Source organism: Bartonella birtlesii IBS 325 (genome assembly GCF_000273375.1).
Lineage (GTDB): Bacteria > Pseudomonadota > Alphaproteobacteria > Rhizobiales > Rhizobiaceae > Bartonella > Bartonella birtlesii.
Window position 1 is genome coordinate 313,917 of the sequence record NZ_CM001557.1, and the last position, 21,274, is coordinate 335,190.

The 21,274-nt window shown below is 40.5% G+C and carries 19 protein-coding genes; 9 read left to right on the forward strand and 10 right to left on the reverse strand.

Features of this window, described 5'->3' with window-relative positions; translation table 11 throughout:
• Positions 1–32: 32 nt before the first annotated feature.
• Entirely contained in the window at positions 33–1,040 is a 1,008-nt protein-coding gene (gene gap / locus QWU_RS01765; protein ID WP_017196077.1) for a type I glyceraldehyde-3-phosphate dehydrogenase, read from the reverse strand.
• 138 nt (positions 1,041–1,178) lie between these two features.
• On the reverse strand, positions 1,179–3,179 hold the full coding sequence (gene tkt, locus QWU_RS01770) for a transketolase (RefSeq protein WP_006589829.1): 2,001 nt from the start codon (positions 3,177–3,179) through the stop codon (positions 1,179–1,181).
• Positions 3,180–3,504: 325 nt separating this feature from the next.
• Between tkt and QWU_RS01775 the strand changes: the two genes are divergently transcribed.
• Together QWU_RS01775 and QWU_RS01780 are read left to right on the forward strand one after the other, a co-directional pair.
• Positions 3,505–3,780 carry a DUF4164 domain-containing protein gene (locus tag QWU_RS01775; protein WP_006589830.1) on the forward strand — a complete coding sequence of 92 codons (276 nt, stop codon included), beginning with the start codon at positions 3,505–3,507 and terminating at the stop codon, positions 3,778–3,780.
• A gap of 13 nt (positions 3,781–3,793) precedes the next feature.
• Positions 3,794–4,171 carry a cell division protein ZapA gene (locus tag QWU_RS01780; RefSeq protein WP_006589831.1) on the forward strand — a complete coding sequence of 126 codons (378 nt, stop codon included), beginning with the start codon at positions 3,794–3,796 and terminating at the stop codon, positions 4,169–4,171.
• A gap of 736 nt (positions 4,172–4,907) precedes the next feature.
• Here QWU_RS01780 and pyk read toward each other — a convergent pair.
• Both pyk and QWU_RS01795 read right to left on the reverse strand, forming a co-directional pair.
• A complete protein-coding gene (gene pyk, locus QWU_RS01790; RefSeq protein WP_017196079.1) occupies positions 4,908–6,344 on the reverse strand; it encodes a pyruvate kinase in 1,437 nt (478 codons plus the stop codon).
• Positions 6,341–6,874, reverse strand: a complete 534-nt coding sequence (locus QWU_RS01795) for a DUF1036 domain-containing protein (RefSeq protein ID WP_006589833.1) — start codon at positions 6,872–6,874, stop codon at positions 6,341–6,343. The genes pyk and QWU_RS01795 overlap by 4 nt, the downstream gene beginning before the upstream one ends.
• Before the next feature lie 229 nt (positions 6,875–7,103).
• Here QWU_RS01795 and QWU_RS01800 point away from each other — a divergent pair, with 229 nt between their 5' ends.
• Positions 7,104–7,361 (forward strand): DUF2312 domain-containing protein, encoded by a 258-nt coding sequence (locus QWU_RS01800; RefSeq protein ID WP_006589834.1) that lies wholly within the window; start codon positions 7,104–7,106, stop codon positions 7,359–7,361.
• A gap of 476 nt (positions 7,362–7,837) precedes the next feature.
• Positions 7,838–8,398, forward strand: a complete 561-nt coding sequence (gene rimJ / locus QWU_RS01805; protein ID WP_006589835.1) for a ribosomal protein S5-alanine N-acetyltransferase — start codon at positions 7,838–7,840, stop codon at positions 8,396–8,398.
• 261 nt (positions 8,399–8,659) lie between these two features.
• Here rimJ and QWU_RS01810 read toward each other — a convergent pair whose 3' ends face one another.
• The 3 genes from QWU_RS01810 to QWU_RS01820 all read right to left on the reverse strand — a co-directional run bounded on the left by QWU_RS01810 (position 8,660) and on the right by QWU_RS01820 (position 11,658).
• Positions 8,660–10,525 (reverse strand): ABC-F family ATP-binding cassette domain-containing protein, encoded by a 1,866-nt coding sequence (locus tag QWU_RS01810; protein ID WP_006589836.1) that lies wholly within the window; start codon positions 10,523–10,525, stop codon positions 8,660–8,662.
• Positions 10,525–10,926, reverse strand: coding sequence for a hypothetical protein (locus QWU_RS01815; RefSeq protein WP_017196080.1), 402 nt, complete (start codon positions 10,924–10,926; stop codon positions 10,525–10,527). Before QWU_RS01815 ends, QWU_RS01810 begins: the two co-directional genes overlap by 1 nt.
• A gap of 96 nt (positions 10,927–11,022) precedes the next feature.
• Positions 11,023–11,658, reverse strand: coding sequence for a thiamine diphosphokinase (locus QWU_RS01820; RefSeq protein ID WP_006589838.1), 636 nt, complete (start codon positions 11,656–11,658; stop codon positions 11,023–11,025).
• A 187-nt stretch (positions 11,659–11,845) separates the two neighbouring features.
• On the opposite strand from QWU_RS01820, the gene QWU_RS01825 reads away from it, so the two are divergent.
• Complete coding sequence (locus tag QWU_RS01825; RefSeq protein WP_006589839.1) at positions 11,846–13,384, forward strand: M48 family metalloprotease; 1,539 nt, start codon at positions 11,846–11,848, stop codon at positions 13,382–13,384.
• A 142-nt stretch (positions 13,385–13,526) separates the two neighbouring features.
• On the opposite strand, the gene QWU_RS01830 is transcribed toward QWU_RS01825, so the two are convergent.
• Positions 13,527–14,438 (reverse strand): RNA polymerase factor sigma-32, encoded by a 912-nt coding sequence (locus tag QWU_RS01830; RefSeq protein WP_006589840.1) that lies wholly within the window; start codon positions 14,436–14,438, stop codon positions 13,527–13,529.
• Between the two features lie 570 nt (positions 14,439–15,008).
• On the opposite strand from QWU_RS01830, the gene QWU_RS01835 reads away from it, so the two are divergent.
• From QWU_RS01835 to QWU_RS01845, 3 genes are all read left to right on the forward strand, one after another.
• The gene (locus QWU_RS01835; protein ID WP_006589841.1) at positions 15,009–16,556 is read left to right on the forward strand and encodes a hypothetical protein; all 1,548 of its coding nucleotides are present in this window, start codon (positions 15,009–15,011) and stop codon (positions 16,554–16,556) included.
• Between the two features lie 20 nt (positions 16,557–16,576).
• Entirely contained in the window at positions 16,577–16,918 is a 342-nt protein-coding gene (fdxA, locus tag QWU_RS01840; RefSeq protein ID WP_026017265.1) for a ferredoxin FdxA, read from the forward strand.
• A 306-nt stretch (positions 16,919–17,224) separates the two neighbouring features.
• Positions 17,225–17,809, forward strand: a complete 585-nt coding sequence (locus tag QWU_RS01845) for a CarD family transcriptional regulator (protein ID WP_006589843.1) — start codon at positions 17,225–17,227, stop codon at positions 17,807–17,809.
• Positions 17,810–18,306: 497 nt separating this feature from the next.
• Here QWU_RS01845 and rpmF read toward each other — a convergent pair whose 3' ends face one another.
• On the reverse strand, positions 18,307–18,486 hold the full coding sequence (gene rpmF / locus QWU_RS01850) for a 50S ribosomal protein L32 (protein WP_026017266.1): 180 nt from the start codon (positions 18,484–18,486) through the stop codon (positions 18,307–18,309).
• Positions 18,487–18,891: 405 nt separating this feature from the next.
• On the opposite strand from rpmF, the gene QWU_RS01860 reads away from it, so the two are divergent.
• Positions 18,892–19,794, forward strand: a complete 903-nt coding sequence (locus tag QWU_RS01860; RefSeq protein ID WP_006589845.1) for a polyprenyl synthetase family protein — start codon at positions 18,892–18,894, stop codon at positions 19,792–19,794.
• A gap of 115 nt (positions 19,795–19,909) precedes the next feature.
• Here QWU_RS01860 and ispG read toward each other — a convergent pair whose 3' ends face one another.
• On the reverse strand, positions 19,910–21,160 hold the full coding sequence (gene ispG / locus QWU_RS01865; protein ID WP_006589846.1) for a flavodoxin-dependent (E)-4-hydroxy-3-methylbut-2-enyl-diphosphate synthase: 1,251 nt from the start codon (positions 21,158–21,160) through the stop codon (positions 19,910–19,912).
• Positions 21,161–21,274 lie beyond the last annotated feature (114 nt).

Below are 21,274 nucleotides of genomic sequence, written 5' to 3' on the forward strand. Positions count from 1 at the left end.
TTCAATATAAAAAAGGACCCGAAGGCCCTCATTTAGAGTGTTTTTGCAAAAGCCACTGCCGTATCACTCATGCGGTTTGAAAAACCCCATTCATTATCATACCACACCAAAACACGACAAAGCTGACCGTCGATGACCTTTGTTTGATCATTATGGAAAACGCCTGAATGCGGATTATGATTAAAATCACAACTCACAAGCTTTTCCTCTGTATAATCCAAAACTCCCTTAAGTGAACCTCGCGCAGCAGTACAAATGGCGCTATTAATTTCTTCAACCGTTGTGGAACGCTTAGCGGTAAATGTCAAATCCACCACAGAAACATTTGGGGTTGGAACACGAATTGACACCCCATCGAGCAACCCTTTTAATTCTGGCAAAACCAGCCCGACAGCCTTCGCCGCCCCCGTTGAAGTAGGAATCATAGAAAGAGCCGCAGCACGTGCCCGATACAGATCACGATGCATGGTATCCAATACCGGTTGATCACCCGTATAAGAATGGATTGTAGTCATAAAGCCCTTTTCAATACCCACCGTTTGATGCAAAACCTGCGCAACAGGCGCTAAACAATTGGTTGTACAAGAAGCATTAGAAACAACCCTATGCTCTTTGCTCAAAGACTGGTGATTCACCCCATAAACCACGGTAAGATCTGCACCCTCAGAGGGAGCAGAAACCAGAACACGCTTTGCCCCCGCATCCAAGTGAACACTCGCTTTATCACGTGCTGTAAAAATTCCGGTACATTCTAAAGCAATATCGATATCCAAAGCTTTCCATGGCAATTTTGCTGGATCACGCTCTGCCAATACCTTTATCAAATTGCCCTCAACATCAATGGCATCACCCACCACCTTCACATAACCTGGAAAACGCCCATGAACAGAATCATAGCGCAACAAATGGGCATTGGTTTCCACCGCTCCCAAATCATTAACAGCCACAACTTCAATATCGTGTCGTCCACTCTCCACAATGGCACGCAAAATATTGCGACCAATACGACCAAACCCATTAATTGCAACGCGAACCGTCATTTTATATCCTCATCGTTTTTAAGCACAACCTCTGGGTATTCGCTTCCACCAACCCCAAATCATCAACCCCTTCTTTACAGTTGAACAGAAAATATTGTAGCCAATATGACCAGCCCCTTTCTTTGTAAAGCACAAGAGTTATTTTTCCTCATTGATTTTTTCAAGTTCTTTTTCAACGGTAGCAATTACATTCTCACAAGTGATGCCAAAATGTGCATAAAGTGAATCTATCGTCCCACTCGCACCAAAACCATCCATACCAATAAAGATACCATCACAGCCAATAAAACGCTCCCACCCTTGTCGAACGGCAGCTTCAATTGCAATTTTAATGGGTGCCTCGCCAATAAGAGCACGTTGATAGGAAAGAGATTGCTGTGCAAAAAGTTCAAAACAAGGCACAGAAACCACACGGGTTGGGATGCCCTTCTCTTCTAAAAGCGCATGTGCCTGTACCGCAATTTGCAATTCTGAACCGGAAGCAAACAGAGTCACCTGCACATCATCACTGGCTGTTAGTAATTCATAAGCGCCAAGCATACAAAGATTTTCTTCTTCATATTCTTGTCGCAAAAGTGGTAAATTTTGTCGGCTCAAAGCCAAAGTAGAAGGTGTCCCGCGTGCTTTCAAAGCCAATTGCCAACACTCAACTGTCTCCATAGCATCAGCAGGGCGAAAAACAAGATGATTGGGCATTGCACGCAAAGAAGCCAAATGCTCCACGGGTTGATGCGTTGGTCCATCCTCACCAAGACCAATGGAATCATGAGTCATAACATAAATCACCCGCAACCCCATAAGAGAAGAGAGACGCATGGCAGGACGCATATAGTCAGAAAAGCACAAAAAAGTTCCCCCATAAGGAATAAAACCACCATGAAGGGCCAGACCATTCATCACAGCTCCCATGGCATGTTCGCGAATTCCATAATGCAGATAGCGCCCGGAAAAATCTTCAGCAGAGATAGCTTTCATCTGGCTGCTTTTCGTGTTATTAGAGCCAGTCAAATCAGCAGAACCACCTATGGTTTCAACAACGATCTCATTGATAACCTCAAGCGCCATTTCCGAAGCTTTACGGGTAGCAACCATAGGGCGCTCTTCGATGAGTTTCTGCTTATAGACATCGATAGCGCCATCAAATCCACCCAAGAGATCGCCCCGCATTAATCTTTCAAACTCCACGCGTTCTGATACGGGAAGAGCAGCCAATTTTTCTTCCCACTTTTGGCGTTTTTTAGCAGCATTAAGACCAGCTAAACGCCAATTATCCAGAATCTCGGCAGGAATAACAAAAGGCTCCGCATCCCACCCCAAAGCAATACGAGTTTCAGTAATTTCCCGTGCTCCTAAAGGGGCACCATGAACTTTATTGCTTCCTGCTTTATTTGGTGCACCAAAGCCAATGGTTGTTTTACAAGCGATTAAAGTTGGTTTATCAGAATTTTGTGCCTCTTCAATAGCACGTATAATTGCTGTTTGATTATGTCCATCGACTTTTTGTGTATTCCAACCAGACGCCTTAAAACGCGCCATCTGATCTGTACTATCAGCAAGAGAAATCTCTCCATCGATAGAAATATTATTATCGTCCCACAACACAATAAGCCTATTGAGTTTCAAATGACCCGCCAAAGAAAGTGCTTCTTGAGAAATCCCTTCCATAAGACAGCCATCGCCAACCAACGCATAAGTATAATGGTTAATAAGATCGCCAAAACGGGCATTCTGTAGGCGCTCAGCAATTGCCATTCCCACGGCATTTGCCAGACCTTGCCCAAGTGGCCCAGTAGTTGTTTCAATACCAACAATGTGCCCATATTCTGGATGTCCAGCAAGCTTTGATCCTAATTGGCGGAAATTTTTGAGATCCTCAAGAGAGATATCTTCATAACCGGAAAGATAGAGTAAAGCGTAGAGCAACATCGACCCATGTCCAGCCGATAATACAAAACGATCACGATCTGGCCAATGAGGATTTTTCGGATCATGAGCAAGGAACTTTGTATAAAGAACGGTAGCAATATCGGCAGCGCCCATTGGCAAGCCCGGATGACCAGAATTCGCTTTTTCAATCGCATCAATGGCAAGAAAACGAATAGCATTAGCCATCTGATTCTGTTGTTCAGTATTTGTCATAAATGATAGACCATTTCGTTAAACGGGTTATTTTATTGCTTTGTGCATATCTCTTATTAGAGAAAGACTTTTTCATCCTCAGGGCAAAATTTTTCATCACGTAAGTAATTAATACATTCCCCTCACACAATCCTTATTTACACATAATCATTTATGCCAATACTCTCAAAAAATCCAGCTTTTAATTAACATGTATTTTCTGCCTTGCTTGCTAAAATATTCTACATACCTAAAAATAAAATTCACGCAAGAAAAGAAAAGGATTGATTCGTTTTTGTATAAAAAACTGTTATAAAGATATAATCATCCAAAGGAAAAAAATGTCATGAATCAAGAAACTACGGTTTTCCCACACGCTTTAGAGCAATTGGAAAAAGCATTAAGAACCTTAGAAATCACTATTATAAACCGCAATGCTGTTATTGATAAAAACAACGAATGGGAAGAAGAAATACAACGTATGAATGCTGATCGTAGCCACCTTGCCCAAGCACTTGACAAAGCAGAAGCCCGAGTTGAGCGGCTGGAGGCTGTCAACAAAGAAGTCTCCAAACGTTTGATTAAAGCGATGGAAACGATTCGTGTTGTCATTGATAGATAGAAGGTTTGGATATATGGAAACTGTTTCTGTCACCATTGATGGTAAAGTTTATCGCATGGCTTGCAATAAAGGGCAAGAGGAGCATCTTATTGAACTTGCAGGACGACTAGATCAATATATCACACATTTGAAGAAAAATTTCGGTGAAATTGGCGACCATCGTTTATCGGTCATGGCCGGCATTATGATTATCGATGAAATGGAAGAAATACAACAAGAAAATAAAAAGCTACAAGAAGATTATCAGGCTCTTTTGCGGCTACACCATGAAAGAGAGCGTACTATGGGCAAAATTGTACGAAACACCACAGAACGCATTGAAAAACTCACCAATCAATTGCTTCAAGACAACCAAACCAGCTTTGATATTCAAGAACCAGAAAATTCATAAAAGCACATCAATCCTGATCTTGACCAGCAATACAAATCTCAAAGAAAAACGGCATACCAACAAAATAGCAACAGCCTCATGCGTATTGCAAAAGCGGTAAATGAAGAAAAATATTCTCCCCTTAAAAAAGCAGTATTTATATTTTCTATAAACTCCTGCTCTCCGATCAAAAAGCCCTTTCATAAATAAGATCAGACAAAATCCATCTTCGCCCCTATTTTACACTCAATGAACGGCCCTGCCTCACCTTCCTTTTTACCTGCTGCCAATTTTTCTTCCCACACAAGGTACAGCCCTAAACCAAAGCCAAGCGCTATGTTGTTTACACGATAGCTGATAAAGCAATAATATCTGTTCGGGATCTCCCGTAAAATACACATACCCCGAATACCTAAAGCAGTGTACAACGATAGCAGCTAGCAACTGCTCCAATATTCTGTCGCACAAGTGAGAAAAATAGCATCAGTTCCCGTTAACTCTAGAAAAAGATTACCCTCATCTAAACAACATAAATTTGATGTTATCCGATGTAGGGAACAATAAGACCTCTCATCAACACACCTTCTTCAAAACAAAGAACAGAAGCAGATTCAGCAGACAACACCACAGCATCACAACAGCAGCACTGAACGCATAAATAATTGTATGAGCATCAAAAACCCATGCCTATCTCAAACGACAAACAAACACAATGTCATAGTCAAAACATAAAAAACACCATACTGAAACGTTTCTGTTAAAGCCCCTTTGTTCCATCTTGAGAAACCGTAGCAATACGCAAGAGATTTGTCGCACCAGGCGTGCCAAGAGGCACACCTGCTGTTACAAGAAATTGATCTCCTGCTTGGCAAAAACCTTCTCGAAAAGTAATTGCTGCCGCACGATCAACCATATCCTCCAAATCGCGTGCATCATCGGTTACCACACAATGCAGCCCCCAAACCAAAGCCAAGCGCCGTGCTGTCTGCACAATAGGTGATAAGGCAATAATGGGTCTGTTTGGGCGCTCGCGTGAGGCACGCACACCCGTGGTTCCTGAAGCAGTGTAAGCAACGATAGCTGCTAATGCAAGTGTTTCAGCAATCTGTCGTGCCGCCAAAGAAATGGCATCCGTTCCCGTTGACTGAGGTGCAGGATGCGCAGCTCCAACCTGAGCCGCATAGGTGCGATCTTGTTCGATATACCGAGCAATGCGATCCATCATCAATACAGCCTCTTCAGGATAAAGACCAGAAGCGGATTCAGCAGACAACATCACAGCATCACTGCCCGCATACACCGCTGTAGCAACATCAGAAACTTCTGCGCGTGTTGGAACAGAAGAAGTAATCATAGATTCGAGCATTTGTGTTGCTACCACCACTGGTTTCCCGGCTAAACGACAGGCCTTGATCAATTCTATCTGAAGTGCAGGAATCTTTTCCAAGGGCATTTCCACACCAAGATCTCCCCGTGCAATCATAATAGCATCAGAGACATCAATAATCTTTTCTATGTGCTCTAAAGCTTGAGGCTTTTCGATTTTAGCCATCAACAACACTTTATTTTTCGTCAATTGGCGCACCGCGACAATATCTTCTGGACATTGAATAAAAGAAAGTGCCACCCAATCCACAGGTTGTTGCAAAACAGCCTGAAGATCAATCTTATCCTTTTGTGTCATCGAACCAAAAGGCAAAATGGTATCGGGAAAACTCACACCTTTTCGATCAGAAATATGGGTTCCAGCAACCACACGGCACTCAACCAAATGGCCATCACACAGCTGTGCACGTAGTTCCAACTTTCCATCATCGATCAACAGCCGATCTCCTGGTTTCACAGCCGCTAACACATCCTTATGGGGAAAATAAACCCGCTGAGCATCACCTGGCACATCACGATCATCCAAGGTAAAGCTTTGACCAATATGCAAATCCTCTTGCCCTTTAGCAAAATGCCCAATACGCAATTTTGGTCCTTGTAAATCCACCAAGATACCGATGGGGCGTTGAACGATTTTTTCAACCTCCCGTATATGCGCGATCACATCCCTCATTGTTTCACAGTCGGTATGGCTCATATTCAAACGAAAAACATCTGCCCCTGCTCTAAACAGCTTTTCAATCATCTCAAGGGAAAAAGAAGAAGGACCAAGAGTAGCAATAATTTTTACTTTACGGGCACGCTTCAAGGTTGCATCCTTCCTGAAAGAGTAGGAGTATTGACAACCGAATCATCCAACAAAGACTCCTCGGTTAACTGCACCATCCAGCTGCTTTGATTACCGGTATCAATTTCCTTAAACTCAGCCTTTTGATAACCTCGAGGAAAACAATCATGAACCCCTTGAATAATAAATTGGCTATCTTGTACACACATGGTTACAGAACCCGACCAATTACTTTTTTTCTGTGCAGCTTCTGCATAAAAATAATAAAACCGTGAAAAAAGCGGTCCTTCAATTAAAGTCTTACACCCTGTCTCTGGGACCACCCACCATCCTTCACTCACCCAGCCTGAAAGCGTGCGATAGCCAAGGGCAACACCAACGGACTGTTGGGTGCTATTACAAACTCTAAAATCAGCTTTCGCCAAAACAGCAAATGAGCACGACAGCAAAATGCTCACGAAAAAAACCTTCAGTTTCTTCTTTCCTTCCCATTTTTGTTTTTTAACAACCACAAGACCTCCTTTATCATGCAAGTGATTAAAACAAAGCACACAGCCCTTTTCTTTTTTAAAAACCTTTCAATTTATAGAGGTATTTTTTATCCTTTTTTACTTCTAGTGTCTTTTTATCAATGCATATATTTCAAAATTTTACAAAATATTTAAAGTCAATTTGTAAAAAAACAGTACAGCTTGATTGACCGGGTGTTTTTCAAGCTTTTCCAACAAAAATTTATCACTGAAAAAAACAACTTGTATATAAAGTCCGGAGAAAAATGCAATGAACACAGTAACTGATGAAACACATGCTATATCGGTAAACCAATTGCGTGCTTTTATCGAACGTATTGAACGATTAGAAGAAGAGAAAAAAACCATTTCTGAGGATATTAAAGAAGTCTATGCCGAACTTAAGAGCTCTGGTTTTGATGGTAAAGCTGTTCGGAGCATTATACGGTTACGCAAAAAAGAAGAACATAAACGCATGGAAGAAGAAGCCATCATCCAGCTTTATAAAGAAGCACTTGGTATGAGTTAGCAGATAAATTTTTGCTAAAGATGAGCAATGCATATCATTTGTGACAAAAATAGAGGCAACATGTTGCATTAAGGGCGAATATGCCTCCATGCAAAATAAAGCGCATAGAATGCCCTCATGTTGCCAATTTAGGCACTTGATTTTAAAATACTTATCTTGAAAGAAAGACCCTCAACAAATCTTAACTCATTTCATGCCAGCACTCGTAAATAGCGCCTAAATGATCTCATGAGTCCTTCTGAACAATTTTTAAATAGTCTCATGAATGCTATAATGATCTTTACGTTTAATCAAAATGCTCTCCCATTATGTATAACTTTCCCCCTCATTCTATACCTGTAGGCAAAAGCTGCTGCCTTTATTCAAAGTTCCTTGTTAATTTCTCCACCTTTTGAAATAAATTTTCCTAAACAAAAAAAGCATGTAAAAAAACATGAAAGAGATGAGGAAAATATATTTCTATGGGGAAGAAAACTATGGGAATTACAACAAAACGCACAATTTCTACCTTGATTTGTTTAGAAGATGCAGCGGAACTCTCTTCCTATTACCTGCGCAATGCGAACTATTTACGTCCCTTTGAACCAATAAAATCTGATGATTACAACGCTCTAACAGCTTGGAAAATACGAGCAAATGCATTCGCTTGTGAGAATATTCAAGAACGAGCATATCGATATGCCGTACGATTGAAAAATGAGAGCAGAATCATCGCCGTGGTAAATTTTACAAATGTGGTTCGTGGTGTTTTTCAAGCCTGTCATCTTGGTTTTTCTCTTGATGAACAACAACAAGGTAAAGGCCTCATGTTCGAGATTTTATCTGCTCTCATACACCATATCTTTGATGTTTACCACTTGCATAGAGTAATGGCCAATTATATGCCAGAGAATATCAAAAGCGGAAATTTATTGAAACGTCTTAATTTTGAAAAAGAAGGATACGCCAGAGATTATCTGATGATTGCCGGAAAATGGAGAGATCACATTCTCACTTCTCGAATTCATGATCCTTATAACCCAAAAAAAACAGCATAAAATATCATAAGGATTTTTACCTGTTGCGGTAATATTACCACCTCTTTGTGAAGACATTTTCTACACAATCTTCTATATCCCCGATGCATTCACTCTCTTTATACAACAATGCAAATTTGAATCATTGTTTTGTGCGCAGAGCTCTTTTTTCTCTCCAGTGCCACACATATATCTTATAAAAAATACAAAGAGAGAACGAGGGTAAAATATGACTCAAAATCTATAACAACATTCTTGCAAGAAATTAACGCTAAAGCGTTTTTATGATTGCATACACTCTATATCTTCACGCAACAATTCAAGTTCTAACCATTCTTCTTCTTTGCTCATACAATTCTTTTTCTTCTCTTCTAGCATTATTGATAAACGCTCAAAATGCTCTCTATCGTTGCAATAGAGTGCAGGATCAGAGAGTTCTTGTTCAATTTTTTTGATTTCATCCTGCAAAGCAGCGATTTGTTCAGGCAATTTTTCCAACGCATAAACCTGCTTATAAGAAAGTTTGCGCGGCTTGTTTTTCTCCTGCCGCTCCATAGAGCCATGATTTGTTGACGCGTTGGGATTTTCATTTTCCGATACACGAGAATTTGTAGGCACTTGACGCTGTGATAATGCCTTCCCTTTGTGCCTCAACAATGCAGCTTGTTTGTTTTGTGCAATCATATCACTATAACCGCCAGCATATAAAACCCAATGGCCATCGCCTTGGGGCGCCAACATATGGGTCACAGTGCGATCTAAAAAGTCTCTGTCATGGCTCACCAACAACACTGTTCCAGCAAAATCGGCAATAAATTCCTGTAACAAATCCAATGTTTCCATATCCAAATCATTGGTCGGTTCATCAAGAATCAAAAAATTTGCCGGACGCGAAAGCAATCGGGCAAGCATGAGTCGCGCTCTTTCTCCACCTGAGAACTCTTTGAGTGGTGTTCGTGCTTGTTCTGGTAAAAATAAAAAATCTTTCATATAAGAAACCACATGGCGCTCTTGCCCATTGATAACGAGAGTATCACCCCGCCCCCCTGTGAGATAATGCGCTAAAGTTTCTTCTTCATTTAAAATACGTTGTTGATCAAGCAAAGCCATGGAAAGGTTATATCCATGCCTTACCGTTCCACTATCCACCGCTTCTTGCCCAATTAAAGTGGAAAGCAGTGTTGTTTTTCCAATACCATTAGGCCCCACCAAACCAATTCGATCACCACGTTGAATCCGCAAAGAGAAATCTTTTACAACAACGTGATCACCATAAGATTTTGAAATTCGTTTTGCTTCAAGCACCAATTGACCGGAATTATGGCTTTTAGCAGCTGTCAAAAGTGCATTTCCCGGTTGCCCTGTATAGGTTTGATGCTGCTGTCTCAATTCTTTTAACGCCCCCAAACGGCGCACATTACGTTTACGCCGTGCACTTACCCCATAGCGCAACCATTGTTCTTCGCGGGCAATCTGTCGCCCTAATTTATGTTGCTCGAGAGCTTCTTCTTGCAACACCTTATCACGCCAATTTTCAAACTCCGAAAAACGCTTCTCCAGTCTTTTTGTAACACCTCGATCAAGCCATAGCGTTGAATGGGTAACATTTTCCAAAAATCGCCGATCATGCGAAATCACCACAATCGCTGAACGTAACGAGCATAACACACCTTCCAACCATTCAATGGTTGGCAAATCAAGATGATTTGTTGGTTCATCGAGCAGAAGAATATCGGGTTTTGCAGCAATGGCGCGCAACAGAGAAAGGCGGCGCCTTTCTCCCCCAGAAAGCGTGGTTAATTTTTCAGTTCCCACAAAGCCCAAGTTGGTACGAAGTTTGTGTATCCACGCCACATCAGGGTTATTATCCAGCCCTGCTTCCATATAAGCGTTAATATCTTCAAAACCTGCACAATCAGGATTCTGCGCAACATAACGCAGCGTGGCATGGGGGTGGCGAAAAATTTCGCCCCCACTCGGCTCACGCATTCCTGCAGCAATTTTTAACAGCGTTGATTTTCCACAACCATTACGGCCTACCAAAGCGATACGCGCTCCCTGCTCAACCGACAAGCAAGCTTGGTTGAGCAAAGGCGTTGTTCCAAAGGTTAGGAAAACGCGGTCAAGCCGCAAGAGCGGCACCGCCATTAACGAACGTGGCGCGGACAAGGCGCTTGATACATCGCACCTCTTCCATCACGGTAAGTACACAATTGCGGCGTGTGAACTTTTTGCGAACAAGGAGCTTTATAATAGCGCCCTTTATGCCCACGATAAGTGCACATTGGTGTTGACTGGTGAATAATGATTTGTCTTTCTTGTCTTTGCTGATTTACAGCAGCTCCTGTTACTGTTCCTGTCAAAGCACCCAATGCTGCACCGGTGAGTGCTGCTCCAGGAGTACCTCCTGTAAGCGCTGTTCCTGCCAAAGCACCTATTGCTGCTCCTCCCACGCCATAACGTGCAACGCGCTGATCATTTGTGGTACAAGCCACGGTGCTTAAACCAATGGCTGAAACAACTGCCACTTTCAAAAATGATTTTAACATATAAAACCTCTCTTTATCAATACATAGATATATCATTCATGCCAGCACTTCATTACTATGTCCCCTCCTACCTTATTCAAATATACCGGAAGAGTTTTATAGAATAGGTACAGACACCAACAATATAGCTTTTCCAGAACCTAAATAGCAAGAAAAGGTTCCACAAATACGGTTAGAAAGTGTCAAAGAAGAACCAAAAGGCACATTTTTATCACAAATCGGCCATTTAACTCCTGAAAGTGTTAATCCTTGTAAATCAGAAAAACCGATAACACTAAACAAACACCCATCGGGTAAATCATAGGATACAATTTTTGGCAAAACCGGCCATCCTTCCTCAAAACCACTTGTCAACAACACTGTAATGCCTTTGTCGGCCATCGCCAATGCCAGTGTCATATGAGAAAGACTATGATCACTTCTTTCTCCTCCAAAAGCACCACACAAAATAAGTTTTTTGGCGCCCTTTTGCAGAGCTCTTTCACATGCCAAAGCACTATCGGTCATATCTTTATCAGAAGGAAAAACCTCACGCGCAACATGACGATATTGGCTTATCAATGTTTGATTCGATGAATCAAAATCTCCCAGCCACAACTCCGGCATCACATGAAGTGCAGCTGCATGACGCATTCCACCATCGGCAGCAATCACCCGACTATTATGAATTTGAGTGAGCAAACGATCAGTGATACAAACATCTCCATTTAACAATATTGTAAATGTTGTCATGCTATGCCCTGCTTTCCGTAATGTTTCCCAAACATTTTTTTATAAACAAGTATTTTTTCATAAAAAAGAGCCATTTCTTGTAAACAAGAACCATGCTATAGTTGAAAGCACCCCACTCGAGGAAACTCAAAAGAATCCTTGTCAAAAAATTTCTTCTTACTTGTAAAAAACACGTACAAAAATACAAATGAAATTTGCCAAAATACAGCTCAAAAACAAAGTATATAAAAATCGTCGACTCCCAATTTTTCAACGAAACTTTTGTTTCTGCAGCAAAATTTATAGAGCATCTCTCATAAGCCTCACTCTTCTCCTTTCTGCTTGTCATACGCATCTTCCCCAAAATGATATGCTTTCTTCTGATTCTTCTGGAACAATCAGACGTGCCAGCAAAGACAATATCTATGTCACATTAAGCGCTCTACAACACCCGCATATTTTGCAAAAATATGGAGGTGCCTATCATAATGCAAAACTTGAACGCCTCCTGGCAAAGATTGTACAAAAACTGGCTGCTACCCTTTCACAAAAAGATCCTCGGCAACATTACTCTGTCACAATCTTAAACTCAGAGAATGTCAATGCATTTGCCCTCCCCAATGGTTCTATTTACATCACCCGTGGCATGCTTGCATTAGCCAATGATTGTTCAGAAGTTGCGGCAATTTTGGCTCATGAAATAGCACATATTACTGCCAATCACGGCATTTTGCGCCTGCAAAAGCAAGCTGAATTAAAAAATACAAAACACATGCCATCACGCCTTCTCACCCATGAGGGAAACAAACTTTACAATCCCATAAAAGAGCAGCAACAATTAGCACAATTTTCACGCAATCAGGAACTTCAAGCCGATTCCATTGCCCTAGAGATGCTCAAGCAAGCAGGATATGATCCGTTTGCCTCTCCACATTTTCTCCAATCAATGGAAGCCTATAGCATTTTTCGTCATCTCTCGGGCACAACAAATACCTCCTTAGACTTTCTAGCAAATCATCCAACCACTCCACAACGGATTCACCTTGCGAGAAAAAAAGCACGTAAAATCAGTGTAGGACACAGAGAAAAAACAGATCGTGATTCTTTTCTAAAAAGCATCGATGGCATGATCTTTGGTGGGAGTCCCCAAACAGGTTTCGTACGAGAAAATCGCTTTATCCACCCGCAATTGCGTGTAAGTTTTTCCGTTCCCCACAATTTCACAATAGAAAATTCAGCGTACACAGTTTGGGCAAGTGGACCAGAAAAAATTGCCATTCGTTTTGATTCTCTACCACGATCTTTTGAAAGGTCTGCCAATAATTATTTGAAAAGTGGTTGGATTGCAGGATTAGACGAATCATCTATCCAACCCATCACCCTGCAAGGGCTATCTGGAGCACGTGCTCGAGCAGCCAATGAACAATGGCAATTTGATGTTATTGCCATTTTACTCAACAACCATATTTTCCGTTTTTTGATTGCAGCACCACATGATTCTAAAAATTTTGCAGCAATTGCTGCACAAACAGTCCAAAGTTTTCACACCCTTTCATTCTCACAGTTAAAAAAGCTGAAACCCTTGAAAATCCGTGTGGTGCAGGTTAAACGGGGAGAAAGCGTTGCAAGCCTTGCCAAGCAAATGCAAAACACCGCACATAAAGAAAAACTCTTTCGCATTCTCAACGCTCTCTCCCCCACGCAAACCCTACGCGCAGGAACAAACGTCAAAATCATCACAGAATAAACGGTACAAAAGCGAGTTTTTCATCATTTTTACCCTTTTGATTCTTTCCTACCCTCTACTCTCTGAAGCATTTTTCACCCCAATCTTAATCAAGCGCCAATAACACCCCCATACACCTCATATCCCCTGCCCCCTTTAACGCTTATATCTCATAAGCATCTGCCGAATGAACGGTAAGGAGAGCAGAACGAAGTTTTTGTAAAGCGCGTGCTTCAATTTGGCGCACACGTTCCTTCGAGATTCCCAATTTTTCACCCAAAACTTCGAGTGTCGCTCCCTCTTCATTCAAGCGACGAAAACGAATAATTTCAAGCTCTCGTTCATTGAGAATTTGCAAAGCATCATAAAGCCATTGTGTACGCCGTTGTCCATCAATTGTTTGCTCAATTAAAGCATCAGGAAGAGGATTTTCATCTACCAGGACATCCATTTTAGCAACAGGATTATCACTGTTTTCAGAAACAGACACACTTAAAGAATTATCAGAACTGGAAAAACGAAAATCCATCGTTTCCACATCACGCACAGACACACCAAGCTTCTCAGCGATTGTGCGAAAAATATCTTGTTTTGAAAGAGCACTATCATCTTGCACCAATTTTGCTCGCAAGCGGCGAAGATTAAAGAAAAGAGCTTTTTGCGAAGAACTGGTTCCCCCTCGAACTATAGACCAATTTCGTAAAATATAATCTTGAATAGAAGCGCGTATCCACCATGTTGCATAGGTTGAAAAACGTACCTCGCGATCAGGTTCAAAACGCGCAGCAGCTTCCAAAAGCCCCACATAACCTTCTTGTACCAGATCCCCCAATGGCATTTTGAAACGTTTAAAACGGTTCGCAATCGCAATGACCAAACGCATATGTGCCGCTGCAATTTGGTGCATAGCCTCATCATCGCGTTTATCTTTCCACCGCAAAGCCAAATCATGCTCTTTTTGTCGTTCAAGATAAGGTGCTTGCATAGCAGAACGTATCATATCACGTCCTAAGCTTTTATCCGCGTCGCCATAATTTTTGCTGCCTTTGTAAACAGCATTTGAAAGATTACCCATAATAACCCCTTGCGATTAAAATTATCAAAATTGATTTGGTAACGACATCACTGTTCTTTCTCAAAAAAAGAACGCTAAAGTTGTTTGTTTGCACGGCACTACTTTAGCGTGTAATTTTATAATCGCAATGTTTTTTTTATTATCATCGCAAAACTTATTGTTATAAGATGATAATTTTACTTACAAAACAGCAGAGAATACCCCTATTATCGGCAAAAGATGCACGAAAAAACTTCCTTTTCATATTTTTGTGACAAAACAAAAAAGGAAAAAGATCAGAGAAAATAAATGCTGTTTTTTAACTATCAACTTACTTTTCCTTTAAATAAAAAGTTCATTATATGCTTTTATCTTTACATTACAACCAATACGTGTAATTACCCTCTATAAAACATTACAAGGTAAATGAAAAAATAAAGAAAATATTTAAAGTTAAGAAAGCAAAAAGAAGCATCAAAAAACGACAAGAATGATTGAAGCGAACGCAACAAACGTGTTAAAGGGAGGGCATAATGACGCAATTGCAAGAATAAGCTTTTTACCAGTCTAGAACTGAGAAAGAAAATACCCATGGATAGCAAGATTGTTCAACAGAATAATATTTTTCAGGATGATATTCTTATCGAAAAACATGGCAATGGAAAATTTGAAGGTTTTCGTTTTTATGCCAACAAGACCAAAAATGATCAAGAAAAAGATGCACAAAACTCTATAGAGAATGAAAATTTGATTCTTGCTTTTTCCAAACGTGCAATGCGTTTTTCTGCTTGTGCTAATAAAGATTTTACCCTTAGTTCTGATGGAATTGTGCGCTGGATTGGCCAACCCGTAGGGCAACTTGCTGCGGGGCAAGATTTTTTAAAACCCAAACTCATTGTCTTAGCAGATGCGCAATTAACCGGAGAAGCCCGCGATAGCGTAGTAAAACGCTTAGAACGTTTTGTGATCTTTCATTTCGAAACCACTCTACAACCACTCTTTGATTTACGCAATGCTGATAGTTTAACAGAGTCAATGAGCACTCTTGTCTCAAAATTGATTCATTCTTTAGGAATTTTACCACGTCGAGAGGTCGCTGAAATCGTCAAAGGTCTGGACCAAGAATCACGTTCTGTCCTGCGGCGGCTAGGTGTACGTTTTGGGGCTTTTCATATCTATATCGCAGGAATGCTAAAACCAGCACCAGTCCAAGCTATTACACTGCTATGGAATCTTCAAAATGAGGGGCATGATCAAACTGGTTCAGAAGAAATTTTTTCAGCATTATCTGCTGGCCGAACCTCGTTGGCTGTTGATCCTAGTTATAATCGGCAATTTTATCAGTTAGCGGGTTACAGAATTTTAGGGCAGCGAGCTGTACGCATTGATATTTTGGAACGTCTTGCAAATCTCATCCGCCCCACACTTCATTGGAAACAAGGCAGCGAACCAAAGCCTGAAGGCACCTATGATGGAAAAAGTTTTTTTGTCACGCCAGCCATGATGTCGATTCTTGGAGCCAACGGAGCGGATATGGAAGAAATTCTCAAAGCACTTGGCTATCAATCGCATGCCATAAGCAGCGCTGCTCTTAAAAAACATCTCTTGGCACACGCCTCTACCCATAGCCGTACAGCACAAGATATTCCTGCAGCAGAATGCGTTGGTGATCAATGGCAAACAATGCCAACCACCACACAAGAAGAAACAAGCGCTATTTCTCCTTATCTTGAAACACAATCCCATACCATAGATAATTTACCAGCAGCAGAGCCTGTTGGCGATTTTGCCAAGCAAAAACGCATTGCAGAAGAAGAAAAAATTGTTTTACTATGGCGCTATAACTACCAATTTCACCATAATACACAAAAAAAGCGTGATAAATCTGGGCATAAATGGCAAAATAAACCGAAAAAAATTTTCAAAAAGGGGGAAGGTACAAGTGAAAAGAGCCCCCGAAGCGCCATATCACAAAGGAAAGATTCTTATAAGTTTAACAAACATCACACTAAACATGGAAACAATAAATCACTTCAAAGAGAAAAGCTCCCTAATCCTGATTCACCTTTTGCAAAATTAGCGGCACTTCGTGATCAACTCACGAACAATAAAGACATAATTTCCTCCAAAGATCACTAAAATAAAAATGGAGTTCGATCTTGACCCACGTAGTAACCGACAACTGCATTCACTGCAAATATACGGATTGCGTTGAAGTCTGCCCCGTTGATTGTTTTTATGAAGGTGAAAACATGCTTGTCATTCACCCCGATGAATGCATCGATTGTGGTGTTTGTGTGCCAGAATGCCCAGCAGAAGCCATTCTCCCTGATACAGAACCAGGATTAGAAAAGTGGTTAGAACTTAATCTTCGTTATGCCCAAAAATGGCCCAATTTAACCGCAAAAAAAGACCCTCTACCTCAAGCAAAAGAAATGGATGGCGTTCCCAATAAATTAGAGAAGTATTTTTCAGAAAATCCAGGAAGCGGCGACGAATAAAGATACAAAGCGCACCACACATTTGCGAAAATTAAGAGCATTTTCTTCTAACCATAAAAATTCTTAAGCGAAATGATTGATTCTTTTGAATTTTGATGTTAATGTTCCTTTAATAAGATCATCTTTCTAAGTATTGTTCTTTGCTTTTTTTTAAAAAAAGCAAAGTATTTTTTGTTGGATTTAAAAGTACTCAACTTTTATGCTCATTCAATTAGTGTAATATACTTGGTGAAAGAATATTCAACCCTCAGGTTTATAGCCTGTTTTCCGATATATTTGTTGGTCATAAAGGGAGTAAACTAAGATATGGCATCCCAACACGGAACATCCTCCAAGGCTAAAGGTTTTGCAACTTCTGAATATATTGTCTATCCAACCCATGGAGTAGGACAAATTATAGCAATTGAAGATCAAGAAGTTGCAGGACATAAATTAAAACTTTTCGTTATTCATTTTGCAAAAGATAAAATGGATGTTAAAGTCCCCATTGCAAAAGCTATATCCGTTGGAATGCGCAAATTATCTGCTGTTGATTCTGTTGAACGCGCATTAAAAGTCCTACACGGAAAAGCACGTGTTAAACGCACCATGTGGTCACGTCGTGCTCAAGAATATGATGCTAAAATCAATTCGGGAGATCTCATTTGTATCGCAGAAGTGGTGCGCGATCTTTTTCGCTCTAACCTACAGCCTGAACAATCTTACTCTGAACGTCAACTTTATACTGCTGCACTTGAAAGAATGGCCCGTGAGATTGCTGTTATTAATAGTCTTTCTGAAACGGAAGCTATCAATCTCATAGAGATGCATCTCTCAAACAAACCAAAGCGTGAATTTAAAACAAAAAGAGATGAAGCAACCACAAATGACGAAGCTGTTTGTGCTGCATAATAAAATACTTTTCCATAAAATAAAATCGGCAACATGTCGGTTTTATTTTATGCTATCAGGCTTTTTGTGAAAAAAATATTTGGTAAAAATTTCACCAAATATTTCCACCTTAATGTTACGTGATCGAAATAAGTACAGTCTAAGTATTATTGCAATTTTATGCTTCCAAGAAAAGATTGATATCTTATCATCTTATGTCTTCAACCTCTTTATTACAAAAAGAGTTTTCTAAAAGACTTACTTACTAACTACGAAAGAAGAGTATTTCACGACATTCTCTCAACAAACGATACAGCACAGACAAAGCATAGAGAAGAGATCAACTTATCTCTCAAGATAACAAGACAATCTCACTTCACCACACGAGAAGAAAACTTTGCATTTCAACATTTCCATGAAGAAAAATAAGTAAAAATCACACAGGAATCGCGTACATGCTCACGCCCAAATGCATATATTAAAAAGAGACCTTATCACTTCATAAAAAGAGAAAATACTCAATCTTTAGGCGCTAAAACAACACGCCCGCGATACATCCCTGTTTTTAAATCAATATGATGAGGGCGACGCAATTCACCAGAATTTTTATCCTCGATATAAGTTGGCACCTTAAGGGCATCAGCCGAACGGCGCATACCCCGCTTCGATGGAGAGGTTTTTCGTTTAGGTACAGCCATAAAGAGATACTCCAAATCCATTAAAACAGAAAAAGCAATGTCAAAAATGACAATGCTTTTTAAAAACACCATGAAATCTGAAACCTTTATACACTGATTAAACAAAAGAGGCAATGTCAAAATGATAATACTCTTATCACAATTACAAAATTGATATTAGAAGAGACAATAGCATGCCCCCAAACTTGAGAGTTTTATACATTGATTAAAAACCTTTAATTGAGTCTTTTACACAATTTTTGTTTGGCTTTAGCAGAGACTCTCGCATAAAGTGGCCATAAGAAGTAAAAGGGCAATTGATTTTTTCATAAATTTTGAAGCAAATTGATTTAAAAAAACAAGAAAAAGCAACAGCCTTTTTTGTAAATGCCAAGATTTTATTTTGCCAAACCAAAGGAAGCAAGAATGCACGAATTTACTACCCTTCTTGCAAAACACGGCCAAAGTGTTGAAAATCGGCTTAACACACTGCTTAGTAGTCAACCACAAAATGGTGAAATTTCCCGCCCTGAGATGTTGATTAAAGCCATGCGTTATGGTGTATTGAATGGCGGAAAACGCCTACGTCCTTTTCTTGTACTTCAAAGCAGTGCCCTTTTTGATATCCCTGCAGAAAACGTTCTCGATGTTGCCTGTGCTTTAGAGTGTGTTCACTGTTATTCCCTTATTCATGATGATCTCCCCGCCATGGATAACGACATACTTCGCCGTGGCAAGCCCACCCTCCACAAAGCATTCGATGAAGCAACAGCAATTCTGGCAGGCAATGCCCTTTTGACATTTGCCTTTGAAACCATTGCCCATAAAGCCTGTACACTTTCTTTTGACACAAAAATAAAGCTAATCACAGCACTTGCACAAGCATCAGGACTTGGTGGTATGATAGGCGGTCAGATGCTTGACATTGAAGCAGAAAAAAAATTGCAAAAAAGCAAAGATATTATCACACTACAACGCATGAAAACAGCTGCTCTTATAAGCTTTGCTTGCCAAGCAGGAGCACTCATCGCCAATGCTTCGAAAGAATTAACAGAAAAACTTGCTACTTTTGGAACTTATCTTGGTTTAGCCTTTCAATTAACGGATGATCTTCTTGATTTCACCACCAGCAGCGAAGTTCTTGGCAAAACCGCTGGTAAAGATGAATCCGCGCAAAAAGCCACTTTTGTTCGTCTTTATGGCATTGAAGAAACACAAAAAAAACGAGATGAATTCATTGCTAAAGCAGAAACACTTCTACTCCCTTTTGGTGCCAAAGCAAAACCACTCCTACACGCTGCCCATTTTAGTGCAACACGTAAAAATTAACGCCTCCATAAACCCTCACACATATCATAAACAAAACATAAGAGTGATAACAGGCAAAAATGAAAACCCACCAGCAATAGAATATATAAAGCTTTTTTTATTTCAGTTTATAGAACTAATTTTTTCCAGTTTGCCCAAAGCGTGTATGAATATAATCATTCAAAATTGTTTCAAACTCTTCAGCAATGTGATCACCGCGCAAAATTTTTACCTTTTTTCCTTCGATAAAAACAGGTGCTGCTGGACTCTCACCCACCCCGGGTAATGAAATGCCAATATCAGCATGTTTTGATTCTCCCGGTCCATTAACGATACAACCCATCACAGCAACCTTTAAACTTTCAACACCAGGATATTTTTCACGCCAGACAGGCATATTTTTGTGCAAATCCGCTTCAATTTTTTGCGCCAATTGCTGAAACACTGTCGAGGTTGTGCGACCACATCCAGGGCAAGCAGCAACAACAGGCAAAAATTGCTGAAACCCCATCACTTGCAAAAGCTCTTGCCCCACCTTTACTTCTCGTGTCCGATCTCCACCAGGTTCAGGCGTTAAGGAAATACGAATGGTATCGCCAATTCCTTGTTGTAACAAAATTCCCAAAGCCACAGCAGAAGCAACAACACCCTTTGTTCCCATTCCTGCTTCGGTCAATCCCAAATGGAGCGCATAATCACAACGCCCTGCCAAACTGCTATAAACAGCAATAAGATCTTGCACATCACTCACCTTAGCAGAAAGAATAATTTTATCACGCTCCAACCCAAGCTCTTCCGCAAAAGCAGCTGAAAGCAAAGCCGACTGAACAACCGTTTCCCGCATAACTTCAGCAACAGATAAAGGATTTTCCTGCTTTGCATTTTCATCCATAAGCCGTGTCAACAACACATTATCAAGAGATCCCCAATTCACACCAATGCGAATAGCTTTACCATACCGACAAGCGATTTCGATAATTTCTGCAAACTGGCGATCCTTTTTTGCACCAAAACCGACATTACCAGGATTAATTCGATATTTTGCCAGCGCCTGTGCACAAGCAGGATGTTCTGATAAAAGCTTATGTCCAATATAATGAAAATCCCCCACCAATGGTATAAAAAAGCCTAATCGCTCCAATCGCTCACGTATTTTAGGCACAGCAGCAGCAGCTTCATCACGATCAACAGTGATGCGCACCAATCGGGAACCAGCTTGCCAAAGAGCTGCAACTTGTGCAACGGTTGCATCAATATCAGCAGTATCAGTATTGGTCATTGACTGCACAACAATCGGATGATGACCACCAACCATCACATCACCAACTGCAACTCCAACAGACCAGCGACGTTCAAGAGGTTTAGATAAAAAATACGCTGTGTTCATCAAGTCCTCAAATTTTCAAAATCTAGCACTTATCGACTATCATTTCATTGACTCATCTCTGTCCCCTTAAGGATGAAAATTCCTTCAAATTGCCAATCTCTTTACGGATGAGGC

Bases quoted from the DNA above. Each gene is read 5' to 3' on its own strand.
- QWU_RS01780 (WP_006589831.1), top strand. From the start codon at position 3,794: ATGGAAACTGTTTCTGTCACCATTGATGGTAAAGTTTATCGCATGGCT.
- rimJ (WP_006589835.1), top strand. From the start codon at position 7,838: ATGGGAATTACAACAAAACGCACAATTTCTACCTTGATTTGTTTAGAA.
- QWU_RS01830 (WP_006589840.1), bottom strand. From the start codon at position 14,438: ATGGGTAATCTTTCAAATGCTGTTTACAAAGGCAGCAAAAATTATGGC.
- rpmF (WP_026017266.1), bottom strand. From the start codon at position 18,486: ATGGCTGTACCTAAACGAAAAACCTCTCCATCGAAGCGGGGTATGCGC.
- QWU_RS01800 (WP_006589834.1), top strand. From the start codon at position 7,104: ATGAACACAGTAACTGATGAAACACATGCTATATCGGTAAACCAATTG.
- QWU_RS01775 (WP_006589830.1), top strand. From the start codon at position 3,505: ATGAATCAAGAAACTACGGTTTTCCCACACGCTTTAGAGCAATTGGAA.
- QWU_RS01845 (WP_006589843.1), top strand. From the start codon at position 17,225: ATGGCATCCCAACACGGAACATCCTCCAAGGCTAAAGGTTTTGCAACT.
- QWU_RS01825 (WP_006589839.1), top strand. From the start codon at position 11,846: ATGAAATTTGCCAAAATACAGCTCAAAAACAAAGTATATAAAAATCGT.
- ispG (WP_006589846.1), bottom strand. From the start codon at position 21,160: ATGAACACAGCGTATTTTTTATCTAAACCTCTTGAACGTCGCTGGTCT.
- QWU_RS01835 (WP_006589841.1), top strand. From the start codon at position 15,009: ATGGATAGCAAGATTGTTCAACAGAATAATATTTTTCAGGATGATATT.
- QWU_RS01815 (WP_017196080.1), bottom strand. From the start codon at position 10,926: ATGTTAAAATCATTTTTGAAAGTGGCAGTTGTTTCAGCCATTGGTTTA.
- QWU_RS01810 (WP_006589836.1), bottom strand. From the start codon at position 10,525: ATGGCGGTGCCGCTCTTGCGGCTTGACCGCGTTTTCCTAACCTTTGGA.
- QWU_RS01820 (WP_006589838.1), bottom strand. From the start codon at position 11,658: ATGACAACATTTACAATATTGTTAAATGGAGATGTTTGTATCACTGAT.
- tkt (WP_006589829.1), bottom strand. From the start codon at position 3,179: ATGACAAATACTGAACAACAGAATCAGATGGCTAATGCTATTCGTTTT.
- QWU_RS01860 (WP_006589845.1), top strand. From the start codon at position 18,892: ATGCACGAATTTACTACCCTTCTTGCAAAACACGGCCAAAGTGTTGAA.
- gap (WP_017196077.1), bottom strand. From the start codon at position 1,040: ATGACGGTTCGCGTTGCAATTAATGGGTTTGGTCGTATTGGTCGCAAT.